Consider the following 16,345-nt stretch of genomic DNA (forward strand, 5'->3'; position numbering starts at 1 on the left):
CATGTCGAGCAAAAATAAAAATACCCAATTAGTGTCATCAGGGCGCAAAAAAGCGTACACCCATGGCGTAGTTAATCCAGTGATACAGCGCGCTTCAACGATTGTGTTTGATTCTGTGAGTGAGCTTAAAGAAGCGGCTAAAACACGTGGCGACAAAACCTTGTTTTATGGCCGCAGAGGAACGACCACTCATTTTGCTCTGCAAGAGGCAATTACCGAACTCGAAGGCGGTGAGGGCTGTGCGTTATACCCATGTGGCGCGGCAGCGATAAGCCAAACTCTGTTATCGTTTTTAAAGTCTGGTGATCATATTTTAATAGTGGACACTGTTTACGAGCCAACCCGTGATTTTTGCGACAAGATATTAGCTGGGTTGGGTATTAGTACGACCTATTATCCGCCCATGATTGGCGCAGACATAAAAGAGTACATTCAAGACAATACCAAAATGTTGTTTTTAGAGTCTCCGGGTTCAATTACCATGGAAGTTCAAGACGTTCCCGCCATGGTAAAAGTGGCAAACGATCATAATGTAATGACGGTGCTTGATAACACCTATGGCAATGGCTTGCATTATCGTCCGCTTGAACATGGTGTTGATATTAGTATTCAAGCCGCCACCAAATATATTGTTGGCCACTCTGATGTGATGATGGGCGTTGCTGTAGCTAATAAAAAGTATTGGCCAACACTTCGTGAACACTCTTATTTACTCGGGCAATGCACCAGTGCAGATGATGCGTATTTAGCACTACGAGGCTTGCGTACCATGGCAGTGCGATTAAATCAGCATGAAAAAGCCGCGCTAGAAGTAGCAAAATGGCTTGAGCAACATGCGTTGGTTGATCATATTCGCCATCCTGCGTTTACAACATGCCCAGGCCATGAATTTTTCAAGCGCGATTTTGACGGCAGTAATGGTTTATTTTCGTTTGTAATGAAAGCGGGTAATCAACACGCCATAGATGCTTTTTTAGATAGCTTACAACATTTCAAAATGGGCTTTTCGTGGGGGGGCTTCGAGAGCTTAGTAACGGCAAACTTATCAATGAAAGGGCTGCGCTCGCAAACAGGGTGGGAGCATGGACCTGTTATTCGTTTGCATATTGGTTTGGAAGATGTTGAAGATTTAATTGCCGACTTACAGCAAGCATTAGTAATTTATGAGCAACATTTATAATTATTAATTGGTTAAATTACATTATTTGTTACAAAGCCTACCTCTGAGTAGGCTCTTTTTTGCTAGCAATTCAACGTGTTTACACTTAGTGTTGTTAAATAACGCTTATTTTAAAGTATGAACAACGTCATTAAGGATAGTCAATGGCAACACCATCACCTATTAACGTAGGGCGCTTAACCCAAATCGCGGGTTTTGAGCTGGTACGTATGTTTTTAACTAAACGAGGACTTATTGCACTGGCGGCTTTTGCGCTAGTGTGGCTTGTTATTTTACGTTACCCCATAGGCCAAGCTGTAGGCATAATCAGCTCGCCAGATTTTGAACAAATAGCCCGTGATATTTCCGGCTCTATTGGATTAAGTAAGTTACTTGATTGGCCTGAAGCCGAATTTGCTATGTATTGGCTTATTGCTTTGTATAGTTTTCCTGTTTTTAGCTTATTTATTTGTAGTGATCAAACCGTCGGTGACAGAGAGCGCGGTACGCTAAGGTTTTTATCATTACGCTCAACGCGCTTTGAAATACTCTTTGGTCGATTTTTAGGACAGTTAGCGGTACTAACCTGTTTAGTTGGCATCACGCTTATAGCGACATTGGCGGTGCTCGGGTTTCGCGAGCCGAGCTTACTTGCTGGTGGCCTTGGTCGTGCTGTTTCAATATTTTTAATACTCATAGTTACTTTTTCGCCGTTTGTAGCCTTAATGAGCTTAATTAATACTTTTGCGAGTTCCTCTCGTCTGGCAATTGTATTAGCTATTTTATATTTTACAGCCGGTGGCATTATTGTTGGATTACTGGAGTGGCAACTACCCGCATTAAGTGTGCTTGATTATTTATTCCCCGGTGTGCAAATAGAGCTATTAGCGGGACAAAACTTACCGTTATTGAGCGCATTAGCTATTCCACTTGTGCAAACAGCGGTGTTACTTGCAGTTGCTCAACGTATTTTTGCAAGGAGCTCATTATGAAATCATTAATAACAGGGCGTAATTTAAGTAAATCATACGGCTCAAAACTGGCTCTTGATAATGTGAATTTTGAGATTCAAAAAGGCGCGCCAGTTGCATTAGTTGGCCCTAATGGCGCAGGGAAAACCACTTTATTTAGTTTGTTGTGTGGCTATATCGCACCTAGCATGGGTGAGCTTGAAATACTCGGCCATAAACCAGGTAGCGCGGCTTTATTTAATAAAGTGAGTGCGTTACCACAAGATGCACAGCTAGATCCGCGTTTTAATATAGATAAACAACTTAGCTTTTATGCCAAGCTACAAGGTATGAGCACCAAGCAAAGCCAAATAGAGGCACTTCGAGTATTAGATTTAGTGGGTCTTAGCGAGGTTGCAAAAAACCGCGCAGGGGACTTATCTCACGGTATGCGCAAGCGCGTAACCATAGCACAAGCATTAATTGGTTCACCGCAAATTGTGATGTTAGATGAGGCCACAGCAGGACTTGATCCGATTCATGCCAGAGAAGTCAGGGAGCTGGTGTCTGAGCTATCGTCTCAAGCGACGTTTATTTTAAGCTCTCATGATTTAACTGAACTCGAACGATTATGTTCTCAAGTACTACATTTAGATAAAGGTATATTAAGCGAGCACCAAACTAAAGCGGCGAATACCGATAAGCATTTTTACACTTTAATGCTCAGTGAAGCATATCAAAATGTGGAGCAACAACTCCAAGCACTTGATGGTGTAAGCCGTGTTTATATGAGCCAACATAAAGAGTATGTGATTGAGTATCAACCAACGAGCGAGTCACTTGACATAGCGCTATTGCAATCTTGTCGCCAACATAATTGGCAGTACAGGCAGTTAGTAAATGGTCATACTCTAGAAAATCAAATATTTAAACAGGAGAAACTATAATGGGATTATTTAGTGGTTTAATGGGGAACGCCAGTGAGGTGGATGATGCCGACTTAGAGAAGGTATTGGCCAATACACTTATCGAGGGTGAGCGAGTTGAAAAGGCGTATAAAGTAGTTCGTGATATGTTTATCTTTACAAACAAGCGGCTAATTTTATTAGATAAACAAGGCGTGACTGGTTCTAAAATGGAAATGATCAGTATTGCTTACTCTAAGATAACTAAGTTCAGCAAAGAAAGTGCGGGGCACTTTGATTTAGATGCAGAGCTGAAAATTTGGGTTGGATCTGATCCAACGCCTATCAGCAAGGACTTTAAAGCTGGCGATAATATAAATGATGTTTATCGAATAATCAGCCAGTATTCATTATAGAAACAAACAAAAAGCGGTGTAAAATTAAAGTAATTGTTTACAGCTTGTTGCGATTACTTTAACATAAATTCCTCAAACACTTTCTTACAAATTCCCTAACAAATACAATTGCTTGATTCAGTTTTCGTTCAGTTTCGCGGCGTTAGCATACCCCCACTTTAGCAATGTAGTTAAAGTACAAAAACAATGTACATAGGGATGTTTCATTATGAAAAAGTTAGCAATTATTATTTCAGGTCTTTTATTATCAAGTGCTGCACACGCTGCAGATAGCTATCAATCAATCAGTAACTTAAGCTACGCAGAGATTGATAACAACGATACGATCAGCGTGGACTCAACTTACTACTTCTCTCCTAAAAGCACACTAGGTCCATACGACCAATTCGAATACATCAACAAGCAAAGCAACGTATTTGGTAGCTACGCTGATGACGATTTTGGCGATGTGACTGCTATTGGTGGTGAATACTTCGTTGAAGATTTTGTGGTTGGTGCGTCTTACCAAAATGCTGATTACAACTCTAACAACGAGTTATATACACTTTCTGCTGGTTATTTCTTTAACCCAGATTTACTTGCAAAAGTAAGATTTGTTGATCAAAAAGATGGTGATAACGTTACATTCTTTTCTTTAGCATACAACCACATGCTAAACGATACAGATTACGTAGGTATCACTGTTGAATCAGACGATGATTTTGATTCTCGTTCAGTAGCAGCTAAATACTTTGTTGATTTACAACAAGGTAACTACTTAACAGTAGAAGGTACATTTGTAAGCCTTGACGAAGCAGATGACCAATGGAACGTAGAAACAAACTACTACTTCTCTAAAGCGACTTCTGTATTTGCATCTTACGATAAAGAAGACAACTACAGCTTTGGTGCTCAACACTTCATCAATAAAAACATTGGTTTAAAAGTGGGTTACGGCAACAACGCAGATGACTCAGATTACGATGCTTACTTTGCTAACATGCGTTTTCAGTTTTAATTGAGCGTTTAATCGCATAAATTAAAACCAGTTAAGTAGTAAAAAGCCCACATTTTGTGGGCTTTTTGCTGTGTGTAATAAATATGTAACTCCACTAATAGCTATATTTTAATTGTAACGGAATCGGCTCAGCATTTCGTGGCCCCCTCTGACACCCCATTGTATTTAAATTAAGATCGGTCATAATTAAATCAATGTTTTTATAACTGTAAAGGAATGTGTTTATGTCAGTATTTTTTATATTACTGGTTGTGGTGATCGTGGTATTTGCGATTAAAGATATCCGCCTTAACTTAATTACCCGACCTACTTTTAAAATGTTTAAAAAAGTATTACCGCCATTATCGCAAACAGAGCGAGAAGCCATGGAAGCGGGCGATGTTTGGTGGGATGGCGAGCTATTTAGTGGTGATCCTGATTGGCAAAAATTACACAACTATCCGCGTCCACAGTTAAGTGAAAAAGAAACTGCATTTATAGATAATCAAGTTGAAACTTTATTAGCTATGCTTGATGACTATAAAATAGTACAAAAAGATAAAGACTTACCCAAAGAGGTTTGGGACTTTTTAAAAACCGAAGGGTTTTTTGCAATGATCATCCCAGAAAAATTTGGCGGTCTTGAATTCTCTGCTATTGCTAATTCCACCATAGTGTCAAAAATTGCGACTAAAAGCTTAACCGCCGCCGTGACGGTAATGGTGCCAAACAGCTTAGGACCAGGTGAATTATTACTACTCTACGGAACAACTGAGCAACAAAATCGCTGGTTACCAAGTCTTGCAAAAGGCGACGACGTGCCTTGTTTTGCATTAACGGGCCCTGAGGCCGGTTCAGATGCTGGCAGTATTCCTGATTCTGGTGTGGTGTGCAAAGGCGAGCATGATGGTAAGGAAGTGTTGGGGCTGCGTTTAAATTGGTCAAAACGCTATATCACACTTGCGCCAGTTGCGACTGTGTTAGGGCTTGCATTTAAAATGTACGATCCAGATGGGTTGTTAGGCGATGAAAAAGAGCTTGGCATTACGTGTGCACTCATTCCAACCGATCACCCAGGTGTTAAAACCGGCGAGCGGCATTACCCCCTAAATATGGCGTTTATGAATGGCACAACGTACGGAAAAGACGTATTTATTCCGCTTGATTGGATTATAGGTGGTCAGCAAGGGGCAGGACGAGGTTGGCGCATGCTAGTTGAATGTTTAAGTGCAGGGCGTGGTATTTCGTTACCGGCACTAAGCACTGCAACAGGGCATTTAGCGGCTAAAATGACTTCGGCTTACTCTGTTGTTCGACAACAGTTTGGTGTGTCAATTGGTCAATTTGAAGGGGTTCAAGAAGGGTTAGCACGTATTGGTGGCCTAACTTATGCGCTGGAGTCGTGCAGGTTAATGACAGCTGGTGCTATTGATTTAAAACTAAGTCCATCAGTAGTAACAGCTATTGCAAAATACCATATGACCGAAATGGGTCGAACAGTAATGAATGATGCGATGGACATTCATGCAGGTAAAGGGATTCAGGTTGGGCCTAATAACTATTTAGCACATGGCTATATGGGTATTCCGGTTTCGATTACGGTTGAGGGCGCTAATATTTTAACTCGTAATTTAATGATATTTGGCCAAGGCGCTACTCGTTGTCATCCGTTTGTATTAAAAGAAATGGAAGCGGCTTCAATGGAAGATGATGACGCGGCATTAGAGCAATTTGATGGTCTATTGATGAACCACATAGTGTTTGCTATTGGCAATGCAAGCATGGCTTTAGTGCATGGTTTAACTCGCAGCCACTTTGCCAAAGCACCTGTGTGCGGAGAAACCGCGGCCTACTATAAACAATTAGGGAGAATGAGCCGAGGACTTGCGTTTACAACAGATGTTGCAATGTTGATGTTAGGTGGTGAACTTAAACGCAAAGAAATGATATCGGCACGTTTAGGCGATGTATTAAGTCATTTGTATATTGCTTCTACCGTGTTAAAACGTTTTGAAGATGAAGGGCGTCAACAAGCTGATTTACCTTTTGTTAAGTATGCAATAGAGACGTCATTATATGAAATAGGTCAAGCATTTGACGGCTTCTTTAAAAATTTCTCTAACCCGGTGGTTAACTTTGCCCTTAAACGCATTGTGTTTCCGTTAGGCAATCATTATCACAAACCAAGTGATACCACTTCACAAAGTATTTGTGAACACATGACGCAACCAGGCGTGTTTCGAAACAGGCTTACTCATTTGTGCTACATCGATGAGAATGCAGGCACTGGAGTGATGGAAAATGCTTTTTTAGCGATGCACGACATGCAAAATCAATTTAAACAGTTAAAACAGTGGCAACGAAAAGGTAAGGTACCTGCAACTTTTAATATTGAACAAGCTATTGAGTATGCTCTTGGGCATGAGTTACTTACTAAATTAGATGCTGAAGCTATGCATCATGCTAATAAATTACGAATGCAGGCTATTGCGGTAGATAATTTTAAACCTGAAGATTTCTAACATTGTACTCAAGCACTAAAAAAGCCTTAAACTTATAATTTAAGGCTTTTTAGTGTATTTATATATTTATGAGATTAAACGCTGATCAGCGCCCGTAAGGATCGGCGATGATTTTATCTACGTACCATTTACCTTTTATTTTTAGCATTTCGATACTGCGAAAGTCATCAATTTTTTTTCCATTAAAATAACCAGTAAATACAATATTTATTTTAGCCTGATTGCCGTATTGTTCTCGAAGGCTTGAATTTGACATATCAATTTCAATCACTACTTCATCGTACTGTAAATTAATAAGACTACGGGCAAATTGTTTTGCTGTGCCGTATGACTTCATTATACGAGCTAGTTTAGGTGTTGCAAAATTACTGGCTTTTTGCAAATTATGCTGATTATAAAGTGCATCAAAATACACCGTGGCGGTATCGCCTGGACGATCGTTGTCGATGTACTGTTCTTTAGGTTTAGTATTTTCATTACAGCCGACGATCAAAATACTAAAAATGAGCACAAAAGAAGTTAAAATTGTTTTCATATTTGGTCAGGTTGATTACTCATACATAAAGTGTGTGATGGAATGGAGAAGATGTAAAGAGGATAGCACCGAATAGTTGCCAACTTATTAAAAAAGCAATAAAAAAGGATGTTAAAAAACATCCTTTTTTAATAAGGTCGTTCGATTACTGAACAAGCTCTTGCTCAGAAAACTCTTCATCAAACATTGGGCTTGATAAGTAGCGTTCTGTAGCGCTTGGTAAAATAACCACAATATTTTTATCTGCGTTTTCAGGACGTTCAGCAATTCGTTTTGCTGCAACCACAGCTGCACCCGAAGAAATACCGACTAAGATCCCTTCTTTTTTCATTAGCTCATGACACATTGCGATACATTCTTCATTAGACACTTGCTCTACGCCATCAATAATTGATAAGTCTAAATTCCCAGGAATAAAGCCCGCGCCAATGCCTTGTATCTTATGTGGCCCTGGTTTTACTTCTTCACCAGCAAGTGTTTGGCTAATAACTGGCGAATGGCTTGGCTCTACAGCTATTGATTTTACATTTAAGCCTTGTTCTTTTTTAAGATAACGACTTACGCCTGTAATCGTACCGCCAGTACCAACACCTGCAACAAAGAAATCGATTTCGCCATCGAGTGCATTAAAGATTTCCGGACCCGTTGTTTCAAAGTGAATTTTTGGGTTTGCCGGGTTTTCGAACTGTTGTAGCAAAATAAACTTATCTGGGTCTGCTGACTGAATTTCTTTGGCTTTAGCAATAGCGCCATTCATACCCTTAGCGCCATCTGTGAGTACTAGATTAGCACCCAGTGCCTTTAATAGTTTACGACGTTCTAAGCTCATGGTGTTTGGCATTGTAAGCGTTAGTTTGTAGCCGCGAGAAGCAGCAACAAATGCCAATGCAATACCCGTATTACCTGATGTTGGCTCTATAAGCTCTTTATCTTTGGTAAGTTGACCTGATTTTTCAGCTTCCCAAATCATTGATGCACCAATACGGCATTTGATACTAAAGCTAGGATTGCGTGATTCAACTTTAGCGTATACATTCCCACCTGTAACACGGTTAAGTTTTACCAACGGTGTGTTACCGATGCTTAGTGAGTTATCTTCAAAAATAGTAGACATAATGTTCCTTTAGGTACAATCTGATCAACACGTTAACAGCTGCTCTATTAACTTTATAAGCCTACTTTACTGTGAGATAAAAAAAGTTAAAGTAAGCTTTGGCTATAACATATATTAATTACGCTTATAACGGATTGAACTAAAAACTCAATCTGTTAATTTTTTAGTTATTAAAAAGGCGAACTTGAGATCATTTGTTCGTTTTTAACTTTGTACTTTATCCTTTGTTTATGTAGTCGTTATTTAAACAAATCAACACAACACACTTATATTTTGTTGGTTAATTGTGCAAATGAACTGCGGTTGAACAGTTTATTGACACAAACTATTCAAAACATGGTAAAAACACATTATCTAAATTCAATAAAGTAATCACCATGAAGTTAATCTTAAAATTAATTGCCGGTATTGTTGCCGGTATTTTAGTCGGGCTCTACATTCCCTTAACTGGCGTTGAGCTTTTATACACAGTAAAAGAGCTTATCGGCCAGCTTATTAGTTTTACAATTCCACTGATTATTTTATTTTTTATTGCCTCAGGGATTGCCGGGCTTCCGAAAGGGTCAGGGCACCTACTGGGGAAAACGGTGGGTTTTGCATATGGCTCAACAATTATAGCTGGTACTTTAGCGTTTTTATTAGTGACAGCGGTTATTCCGTTTTTAAGCGGCGGGATTTCATTTGAAGCTGAAGCCGTGACCGAAGTAGGTAGCTTCATTGACTTAGAAATTCCACCGTTAATGGGTGTAATGACTGCTTTAGTCACAGCCTTTGTATTTGGTATTGGTATGAGCCAGCTTGGCTTAGACACATTAAAAACTGTGTCGGATCAGGGGCGCGATATTATTGATGGTTTACTTTCAAAAGTAATTATTCCGGCATTACCGTTCTATATTGCGGGTGTATTTGCGGAAATGACTGTAGCAGGCACCGTTGTTGATACATTACAAGCATTTGGTGTTGTACTCATTGCTGCATTAGTGATGCATTGGTTATGGTTGAGTGTTTTATACATTACCTCAGGCCTATTACTTAAGCGTAATCCTATTGAGCTAATTAAAAATATGTTACCTGCGTATTTTACTGCATTAGGAACCATGTCGAGTGCGGCAACCATTCCAGTATCTTTGCAATCAAGTAAAGCCAATAACGTTAAAGAGGATGTAGCTAACTTTACCGTGCCATTATGCGCCACTATTCATTTATCAGGTTCAACAATTACAATAGTTACCTGTGCTATGGCTGTGATGTTTTTATCGCCTAGCATGGAAGTACCTTCATTAATGGCTATGTTGCCATTCATTATGATGTTAGGTGTAGTGATGATTGCAGCGCCAGGTGCACCAGGTGGTGCAGTAATGTCGGCGTTAGGTTTATTAACTAGCATGCTTGGTTTCAACGAAGGTGCGGTGGCACTAATGATTGCACTTTACCTAGCGCAAGATAGCTTCGGCACTGCGTGTAATGTAACTGGCGATGGTATTATTGCTTTATGGGTAGACCGTTTTAGTGAAAAGGCGTCAGCATAAATCATTGGGGCGTATTTACCTGCTATAGGTAAATACGCTTTTAATCATATCGGTCATGAAGACCGATGGCGAAAGCATAATATTAGTTATGGTTTCGTCGTATCTATGCTAATGTTGAATATTAAATTTGTTAACTTGCATCTTATTAGGCTAGTGAGGGTGTTCCATTGATTAACGTACTTTTAGTTGATGACCATGAACTTGTGCGCACAGGGATCAGACGTATTCTTGATGATATACGTGGTTTTAAAGTAATAGGTGAAGCTAAAACAGGCGAAGAGGCTGTGCAGTTTTGTCGTCAGCATGCGCCAAATATAGTGTTAATGGATATGAACATGCCTGGTATGGGCGGGCTTGAGGCAACTAAAAAGATTTGCCGTTACTGCCCTGATGTAAAAATTATTGTGCTTACTGTTAATTGCGAAGACCCATTTCCAAGTAAGGTCATGCAAATTGGTGCTCATGGCTTTTTAACCAAAGGTGCTGGATCTGATGAAATGGTTCGCGCTATACGCTGTGTGCATGCAGGACAACGCTATATTGCTCCAGAAATAGCGCAACAGATTGCACTTGCGCAGGTAACCGGGCGTACCGATGAAAACCCATTTCAAAGCCTATCCGAGCGTGAACTACAAATTATGCTGATGATCACCAAAGGTGAAAAAGCACAGGATATCGCTGATCGCTTAAATTTAAGTTCTAAAACAGTAAACAGTTATCGCTATCGCATGTTTGAAAAGCTTAACGTAGGAGGCGATGTAGAGCTTACTCATTTAGCCATACGTTACAAAATGATTGATATAGATATCTCTTACTAGTCGGTATATATGTCTGAATTTGATCATGTCCAGTTTTTAAAAACATTATCGAGTGAGCCTGGCGTTTATCGCATGCTCGATACTGACAACCAAGTTATCTATGTCGGTAAAGCTAAAAGTTTAAAAAAGCGGGTAAGTAGTTACTTTCGTAGTAATATAACCGATAGTAAAACCCGTGTTTTAGTAAGTAATATTTGTAATATTGAAGTCACGCTTACTAATACAGAGACAGAAGCTTTACTGCTCGAAAACAACCTCATTAAAAAATATCAGCCACGTTATAATATTCTGTTACGTGATGATAAGTCGTACCCTTACATACTGCTCACTAATCATAAGCATCCTCGCTTAGCCTTTCATCGTGGTAGCAGAAAAGTAAAAGGTGAATATTTTGGTCCGTTTCCAAGCGCGGGGGCGGTTTCAGAAAGCTTACGCTTAATGCAAAAAATATTTCCGGTACGTCAATGCGAAGATGCCTACTACCGTGCGCGTAGTCGCCCTTGCTTACAGTATCAATTAAAACGCTGCTCTGCGCCGTGTGTAAATAAAGTCTCTGAAGATGAATACGCGCAGCAAGTTGATTATGTCCGCAAGTTTTTAACTGGTAAATCTCATGAAGTAATAGCCGATCTCATTGCTAAAATGGAAAAAGCCAGTGAGCAGCTTAATTTTGAACTTGCAGCTAAAGTTCGCGACCAAATTATGTTGCTGCGTAAAATGCAGGAGCAGCAATCTATCTCTGGCAATTTTGCGGAAATGGATGTGGTCGGCTTTGCCCATTTAAACGGTTTAAATGGGATTCATCTATTAATGATTCGCGATCATAAAGTGCTGGGTAGTAAAACTTATTTTCCAAAGGTGCCTAAAGACTCACAAGAGCAAGAAATTTTAACCTCTTTTTTAGGTCAATATTATTTAGCTCCAGGTGCGACAGGGCGCATTGCTAAAGAAATCATTTTACCATTTGAAATAGAAGAAAGTGATGCACTAGGTGAAGCCTTGACCCAAATTAGTGAACGTAAAGTATCGCTTAAAGTGGTTACCCGTGGTGAGCGAGCACAGTACTTACAGTTAGCTAATAAAAATGCATTAAATAGCATTACGGTTAAGCAAAGCACTCAAGACTCGATAAACAAGCGTTATGCGCAATTAAAGGCTACTTTACGTCTTGATGATATTAATCGCATGGAATGTTTTGATATCAGTCACACCATGGGTGAAAACACAGTGGCCAGTTGTGTTGTATTTGATTCTCAAGGCCCTAACAATAAAGAGTATCGTCGTTACAACGTGACCGGTATCACCGGTGGTGATGATTACGCCGCTATGGAATTTGCACTAAACAAACGTTACAACAAGTTGGTTGATGAGGAGAAAATTCCCGATGTTATTTTTATCGATGGTGGTAAAGGTCAATTAGGTAGAGCAGAGCAATATTTCGAAAACTGGCCGCATTCAAAAATGCCGCTATTAGTCGGTGTTGCAAAAGGCACTAGCCGTAAGCCGGGTCTTGAAACCTTGCTTATAGATGGCGGGCGTAAAACAATTCCTATGGATTCTGATGCACCAGCGCTTCATTTGATCCAGCATATACGCGATGAATCCCATCGCTTTGCAATTGCAGGGCACCGTAATAAGCGGCAAAAACAACGCACTCAGTCGTTACTAGAAGAAATAGATGGCGTTGGTTCAAAGCGTCGACAAACATTATTAAAATATTTAGGGGGCATGCAAGGTGTAAAAGCTGCTAATATAGAACAGCTAAAGAAAGTTCCTGGGATCAGTCCTGACATGGCTGAGAAGATATTTAACCATTTGCATGACAAGGGCTAGCCCTATGTGCGAATATAGAAAAAAAGACATATCCAAGTAGTTATGTGGAATATTCCAAACACACTCACAACGTTTAGACTCTTTCTTATCCCCATTTTTTTGGTGATATTTTATATGCCTTATTCATGGGCATTCTTTGTTGCTGCCTTTATTTTTTGGCTGGCTTCGATCACAGATATACTTGATGGCTATTTAGCCCGTAAACTTGAGCAATCAACGCCTTTTGGTGCATTTTTAGACCCGGTTGCTGATAAAGTAATGGTGTGTGCTGCCTTGGTTGCATTATCTGAGCATTACCAATCTTTGTATATGACCATACCCGCGCTTATTATTATTAGCCGTGAAATTGTTATATCGGCGCTACGCGAATGGATGGCTGAACAGGGGAAACGCGGTAACGTAGCTGTATCCGATATGGGTAAGTTAAAAACCGCAGCTCAAATGTTAGCCATTATCGGTTTAATTTGGCAGTACGATAGCTGGATGATGTATTTAAGTTATGGCTTGCTTTATATAGCCACATTTTTAACGCTTAGTTCTATGGTGCAATATTTAGTTGCAGCATGGGGAGAATTGACCAAAAATTGATTGTAAACGTCTAATAACGCACCATTTTAGATAAAAAATAATCAAACAGTTCAAAAGTAGCATTTTTTGTGTTGACGCGTTTAATAATCTCTGTAGAATGCGTCCGTGTTGAGAGGGCATAGCCCCCTAGATAAACATAAAGCGGCACTAGCTCAGTTGGTAGAGCGCGACCTTGCCAAGGTCGAGGTCACGAGTTCGAGCCTCGTGTGCCGCTCCAGTTTATCTTAAAGCTAACCTAGTATTGAGGCGGAATGGCAGAGTGGCCATGCACCGGATTGCAAATCCGTTTACCCCGGTTCGACTCCGGGTTCCGCCTCCAATCAACACTCCACACGCTTTAATTAGCAAACTCGATGCCCGAGTGGTGGAATTGGTAGACACAAGGGATTTAAAATCCCTCGACTAACAAGTCGTGCCGGTTCAAGTCCGGCCTCGGGCACCACTTTATGCTTTCCTTGTTTATTCTAGTTTAACCATTATTTTATTAAACCATTAATTATAAAATCGCATTATCAAACTAGTATCTTATTCCTTACACTAAATTACTACGTTTGTTTGAGATCTTTAAGTCTCACATTTTTCAAAAGCTTATCCCATCAATATATTCCCACTGATCATTTTTATAGCTCAAACCTGACGCTAGCTACGGAAAAAAACCTCTCATTTAGAACAAAATACTAAATTTAAGTTTTGCTATCGATAAGATTTTAATGCCTCATAATAGAGTACTAATATTAAGCTATTTATGTAAAAGCAGTGGTACAAGGCTCTTAAATGGAGGTGTGGCTGTGCTTCGTTTGATACATAAGCGAAAGTCGGCATACGCTTATTTCTATTAACACCATTACAATGCCACAAAATGTATTAAGAGCGTTGATGTAAACTGTTTAACTAATCGCTTATAAGGGATATGAGAAGCTTGATGATGCTAATGTGTTTAATTGGGTCTCACTAGGTGGGTACTGCTATTAGTAATATAATACCAATCCGCAATAATACATAATCATTTTAAGGGGCTAAACGTGTCACTAGCTGCGTTAAAAAATTCTCATTTAGAACAACTAAATAGTAAATTTTTTGCCTAGCTATCAACACGTTTTTCCAGCCTCAAAATAGACCACTTAATTAAGCGAATTGATATACAGGCGAGACTTACATCAATCCGCAATAATACTTAATTATTTTGAGACGCCAAACCAGACGCTAGTTGAGTTAAAAACTCCTCATATAGAACAACTAAACATCGAAATTTTTGCTTTGCCATTAACAGGTTTATCTAGCTCAATATAGGTTACTTAATTAAGTGAATTGGTACTAGACAATAAAAAACCCGAAATGGCCATGGCCGTTTCGGGTTTTTAACTTAAATCTCTTTAAAGTTATTTGTGCCAAATACCTTTCGGAATAGTTTTATTAAGCTTGTTGTTTTTACTTGGATCAAACGTCGGTAACTTTCCAGCACGTCGTTGAGCGTTGTAATCTTTGGCAAGCCATACCACAACTCCTGAGAGCATAAATAGCGCGATTACGTTTACAATCGCCATTAGGCCCATAGACACATCAGCTAGAGTCCACACTAATGGTAATTCACCAAGGGCACCAAACATCACCATACCTAACACTAATAATCTGAAGATCAGCATGCCAGATGCATGGTTATGCTCTAAAAACAATAAGTTCGTTTCCGCATAAGAATAGTTAGCTACAATTGATGTAAAAGCAAAAAACAAAATAGCGACTGCAACAAATATTGCACCCCAGCTACCAACATGTTCCTCAAGCGCTGCTTGTGTAAGTGCTATACCCGTTACATCAGAGCCTGGTACTAACTGTTCTGATAATAAAATAAGAGCGGCAGTGGCAGTACAAATAATAATAGTATCTACAAATACACCTAGCATTTGTACATAGCCTTGTGATGCAGGGTGAGGTGGGTTAGGAGTTGCAGTTGCTGCAGCGTTAGCTGCGCTACCCATACCCGCTTCGTTTGAGAATAACCCGCGCTTGATCCCTTGGATCATTGCTTGCATTACACCATAACCAATTGCACCAGCGCCAGCTTGTTCAAGACCAAAAGCACTTCTAATTACATGCATAAACACATCAGGCAACTCAGTGTAATTTACAGCACATATATATAGTGCAACAATTAAGTAGGCAGCGGCCATAAATGGCACTGCTAATTCAGCAAATCGTGAAATTGTTTTTAGGCCACCAAATATGATGATGCCTGAACCAATTACAAGTGCAATACCTACTATATAGTTAGGAATACCAAAGGCGACTTCAAAAGCTGCAGCGATAGAGTTTGACTGTACCGCATTAAAAACTAATCCAAAGGCTAAAATTAAACATAGTGAGAACACGATGCCCATCCAGCGCTTGCCAAGTCCGTATTCCATATAATAAGCAGGGCCTCCACGGAAGTTGCCTTCTTCATCCCGTATTTTGTAAGCTTGAGCCAATGTGCTTTCTGCAAAACTAGTGGCCATACCGATCAAAGCAATTAACCACATCCAAAAAATAGCACCAGCACCACCTAAATAAAGTGCGACTGCAACACCTGCCATATTACCGGTACCAACACGGGCGGCTAAAGAAGTACAGAAAGCTTGAAAAGAGGAAATACCGCCATCTGACCCTTGGCGACTTTGAAACATGACTTTAATCATGTGTGGGAATTGTACAAATTGGATGAAACCAAGACGTATGGTAAAAAATAGCCCAGCGGCTATTAATAAGTACACTAAAATATGACCCCATAAGAGACCACTTATACTATTTATTATATCTGTCATGTGTGTTGCCTAGTGAACGAGTTGTAAATATGCGCCGCAACTTACCACAAGCAAGGTAAATAGTTTAGTAAACAGCGCAAAAAAATGAGTTATCCACAGGGTTTTGTGGGTATCTTGTGTTTCTAGGTGGGGTATCTTTGGGGTAAAAATTAAATGCAAAAAAGCGTTTAAAAACGCTTGCGTTAAAATTGATTCGCCCTAT

General features: G+C 39.8%; 13 protein-coding genes and 3 tRNA genes. 13 read left to right on the forward strand and 3 right to left on the reverse strand.

What is annotated here, in order from left to right:
- Position 1 precedes the first annotated feature (1 nt).
- The 6 genes from QL989_RS07430 (at position 2) to QL989_RS07455 (ending at position 6,928) form a co-directional block, all read left to right on the forward strand.
- Complete coding sequence (locus QL989_RS07430; protein ID WP_138609294.1) at positions 2 to 1,180, forward strand: cystathionine beta-lyase; 1,179 nt, start codon at positions 2 to 4, stop codon at positions 1,178 to 1,180.
- 143 nt (positions 1,181 to 1,323) lie between these two features.
- A complete protein-coding gene (locus QL989_RS07435; RefSeq protein WP_138609296.1) occupies positions 1,324 to 2,151 on the forward strand; it encodes an ABC transporter permease subunit in 828 nt (275 codons plus the stop codon).
- Positions 2,148 to 3,056, forward strand: a complete 909-nt coding sequence (locus QL989_RS07440; RefSeq protein WP_178955643.1) for an ABC transporter ATP-binding protein — start codon at positions 2,148 to 2,150, stop codon at positions 3,054 to 3,056. Before QL989_RS07435 ends, QL989_RS07440 begins: the two co-directional genes overlap by 4 nt.
- On the forward strand, positions 3,056 to 3,430 hold the full coding sequence (locus QL989_RS07445) for a PH domain-containing protein (protein ID WP_036983105.1): 375 nt from the start codon (positions 3,056 to 3,058) through the stop codon (positions 3,428 to 3,430). Before QL989_RS07440 ends, QL989_RS07445 begins: the two co-directional genes overlap by 1 nt.
- A 208-nt stretch (positions 3,431 to 3,638) precedes the next feature.
- On the forward strand, positions 3,639 to 4,427 hold the full coding sequence (locus QL989_RS07450; RefSeq protein ID WP_076920444.1) for a putative porin: 789 nt from the start codon (positions 3,639 to 3,641) through the stop codon (positions 4,425 to 4,427).
- 224 nt (positions 4,428 to 4,651) lie between these two features.
- Positions 4,652 to 6,928 carry an acyl-CoA dehydrogenase gene (locus tag QL989_RS07455; RefSeq protein WP_290169420.1) on the forward strand — a complete coding sequence of 759 codons (2,277 nt, stop codon included), beginning with the start codon at positions 4,652 to 4,654 and terminating at the stop codon, positions 6,926 to 6,928.
- Positions 6,929 to 7,013: 85 nt separating this feature from the next.
- Here the strand turns inward: QL989_RS07455 and QL989_RS07460 are convergent, their stop codons facing one another.
- Both QL989_RS07460 and cysK read right to left on the reverse strand, forming a co-directional pair.
- A complete protein-coding gene (locus QL989_RS07460) occupies positions 7,014 to 7,463 on the reverse strand; it encodes a hypothetical protein (protein ID WP_138609303.1) in 450 nt (149 codons plus the stop codon).
- A 145-nt stretch (positions 7,464 to 7,608) separates the two neighbouring features.
- Positions 7,609 to 8,577, reverse strand: a complete 969-nt coding sequence (cysK, locus tag QL989_RS07465; RefSeq protein ID WP_138609305.1) for a cysteine synthase A — start codon at positions 8,575 to 8,577, stop codon at positions 7,609 to 7,611.
- A 377-nt stretch (positions 8,578 to 8,954) separates the two neighbouring features.
- Here cysK and QL989_RS07470 point away from each other — a divergent pair, with 377 nt between their 5' ends.
- The 7 genes from QL989_RS07470 (at position 8,955) to QL989_RS07500 (ending at position 13,787) form a co-directional block, all read left to right on the forward strand.
- Positions 8,955 to 10,106 (forward strand): dicarboxylate/amino acid:cation symporter, encoded by a 1,152-nt coding sequence (locus QL989_RS07470; protein WP_010391481.1) that lies wholly within the window; start codon positions 8,955 to 8,957, stop codon positions 10,104 to 10,106.
- Between the two features lie 167 nt (positions 10,107 to 10,273).
- Complete coding sequence (gene uvrY, locus QL989_RS07475; RefSeq protein WP_010391483.1) at positions 10,274 to 10,924, forward strand: UvrY/SirA/GacA family response regulator transcription factor; 651 nt, start codon at positions 10,274 to 10,276, stop codon at positions 10,922 to 10,924.
- 9 nt (positions 10,925 to 10,933) lie between these two features.
- Complete coding sequence (gene uvrC / locus QL989_RS07480) at positions 10,934 to 12,757, forward strand: excinuclease ABC subunit UvrC (RefSeq protein WP_290169425.1); 1,824 nt, start codon at positions 10,934 to 10,936, stop codon at positions 12,755 to 12,757.
- 42 nt (positions 12,758 to 12,799) lie between these two features.
- On the forward strand, positions 12,800 to 13,345 hold the full coding sequence (pgsA, locus tag QL989_RS07485; RefSeq protein WP_036933597.1) for a CDP-diacylglycerol--glycerol-3-phosphate 3-phosphatidyltransferase: 546 nt from the start codon (positions 12,800 to 12,802) through the stop codon (positions 13,343 to 13,345).
- 141 nt (positions 13,346 to 13,486) lie between these two features.
- Positions 13,487 to 13,562: transfer RNA gene (locus tag QL989_RS07490), tRNA-Gly, on the forward strand.
- Between the two features lie 28 nt (positions 13,563 to 13,590).
- A tRNA-Cys gene (locus QL989_RS07495) sits at positions 13,591 to 13,664 on the forward strand.
- A gap of 36 nt (positions 13,665 to 13,700) precedes the next feature.
- Positions 13,701 to 13,787, forward strand: a tRNA-Leu gene (locus QL989_RS07500).
- 937 nt (positions 13,788 to 14,724) lie between these two features.
- Here QL989_RS07500 and QL989_RS07505 read toward each other — a convergent pair.
- Complete coding sequence (locus QL989_RS07505) at positions 14,725 to 16,143, reverse strand: sodium:alanine symporter family protein (protein WP_010391487.1); 1,419 nt, start codon at positions 16,141 to 16,143, stop codon at positions 14,725 to 14,727.
- Positions 16,144 to 16,345: the final 202 nt, after the last annotated feature.

Origin of the sequence: Pseudoalteromonas sp. APC 3224, from assembly GCF_030407535.1 — a bacterium.
GTDB lineage: Bacteria > Pseudomonadota > Gammaproteobacteria > Enterobacterales > Alteromonadaceae > Pseudoalteromonas.

Excerpts from the sequence above, each read along its gene's own strand:
- QL989_RS07450 (WP_076920444.1), top strand. The coding sequence starts at position 3,639 with ATGAAAAAGTTAGCAATTATTATTTCAGGTCTTTTATTATCAAGTGCT.
- QL989_RS07445 (WP_036983105.1), top strand. The coding sequence starts at position 3,056 with ATGGGATTATTTAGTGGTTTAATGGGGAACGCCAGTGAGGTGGATGAT.
- uvrC (WP_290169425.1), top strand. The coding sequence starts at position 10,934 with ATGTCTGAATTTGATCATGTCCAGTTTTTAAAAACATTATCGAGTGAG.
- QL989_RS07435 (WP_138609296.1), top strand. The coding sequence starts at position 1,324 with ATGGCAACACCATCACCTATTAACGTAGGGCGCTTAACCCAAATCGCG.
- QL989_RS07505 (WP_010391487.1), bottom strand. The coding sequence starts at position 16,143 with ATGACAGATATAATAAATAGTATAAGTGGTCTCTTATGGGGTCATATT.
- QL989_RS07455 (WP_290169420.1), top strand. The coding sequence starts at position 4,652 with ATGTCAGTATTTTTTATATTACTGGTTGTGGTGATCGTGGTATTTGCG.
- QL989_RS07460 (WP_138609303.1), bottom strand. The coding sequence starts at position 7,463 with ATGAAAACAATTTTAACTTCTTTTGTGCTCATTTTTAGTATTTTGATC.
- QL989_RS07430 (WP_138609294.1), top strand. The coding sequence starts at position 2 with ATGTCGAGCAAAAATAAAAATACCCAATTAGTGTCATCAGGGCGCAAA.
- QL989_RS07470 (WP_010391481.1), top strand. The coding sequence starts at position 8,955 with ATGAAGTTAATCTTAAAATTAATTGCCGGTATTGTTGCCGGTATTTTA.
- cysK (WP_138609305.1), bottom strand. The coding sequence starts at position 8,577 with ATGTCTACTATTTTTGAAGATAACTCACTAAGCATCGGTAACACACCG.
- QL989_RS07440 (WP_178955643.1), top strand. The coding sequence starts at position 2,148 with ATGAAATCATTAATAACAGGGCGTAATTTAAGTAAATCATACGGCTCA.
- pgsA (WP_036933597.1), top strand. The coding sequence starts at position 12,800 with ATGTGGAATATTCCAAACACACTCACAACGTTTAGACTCTTTCTTATC.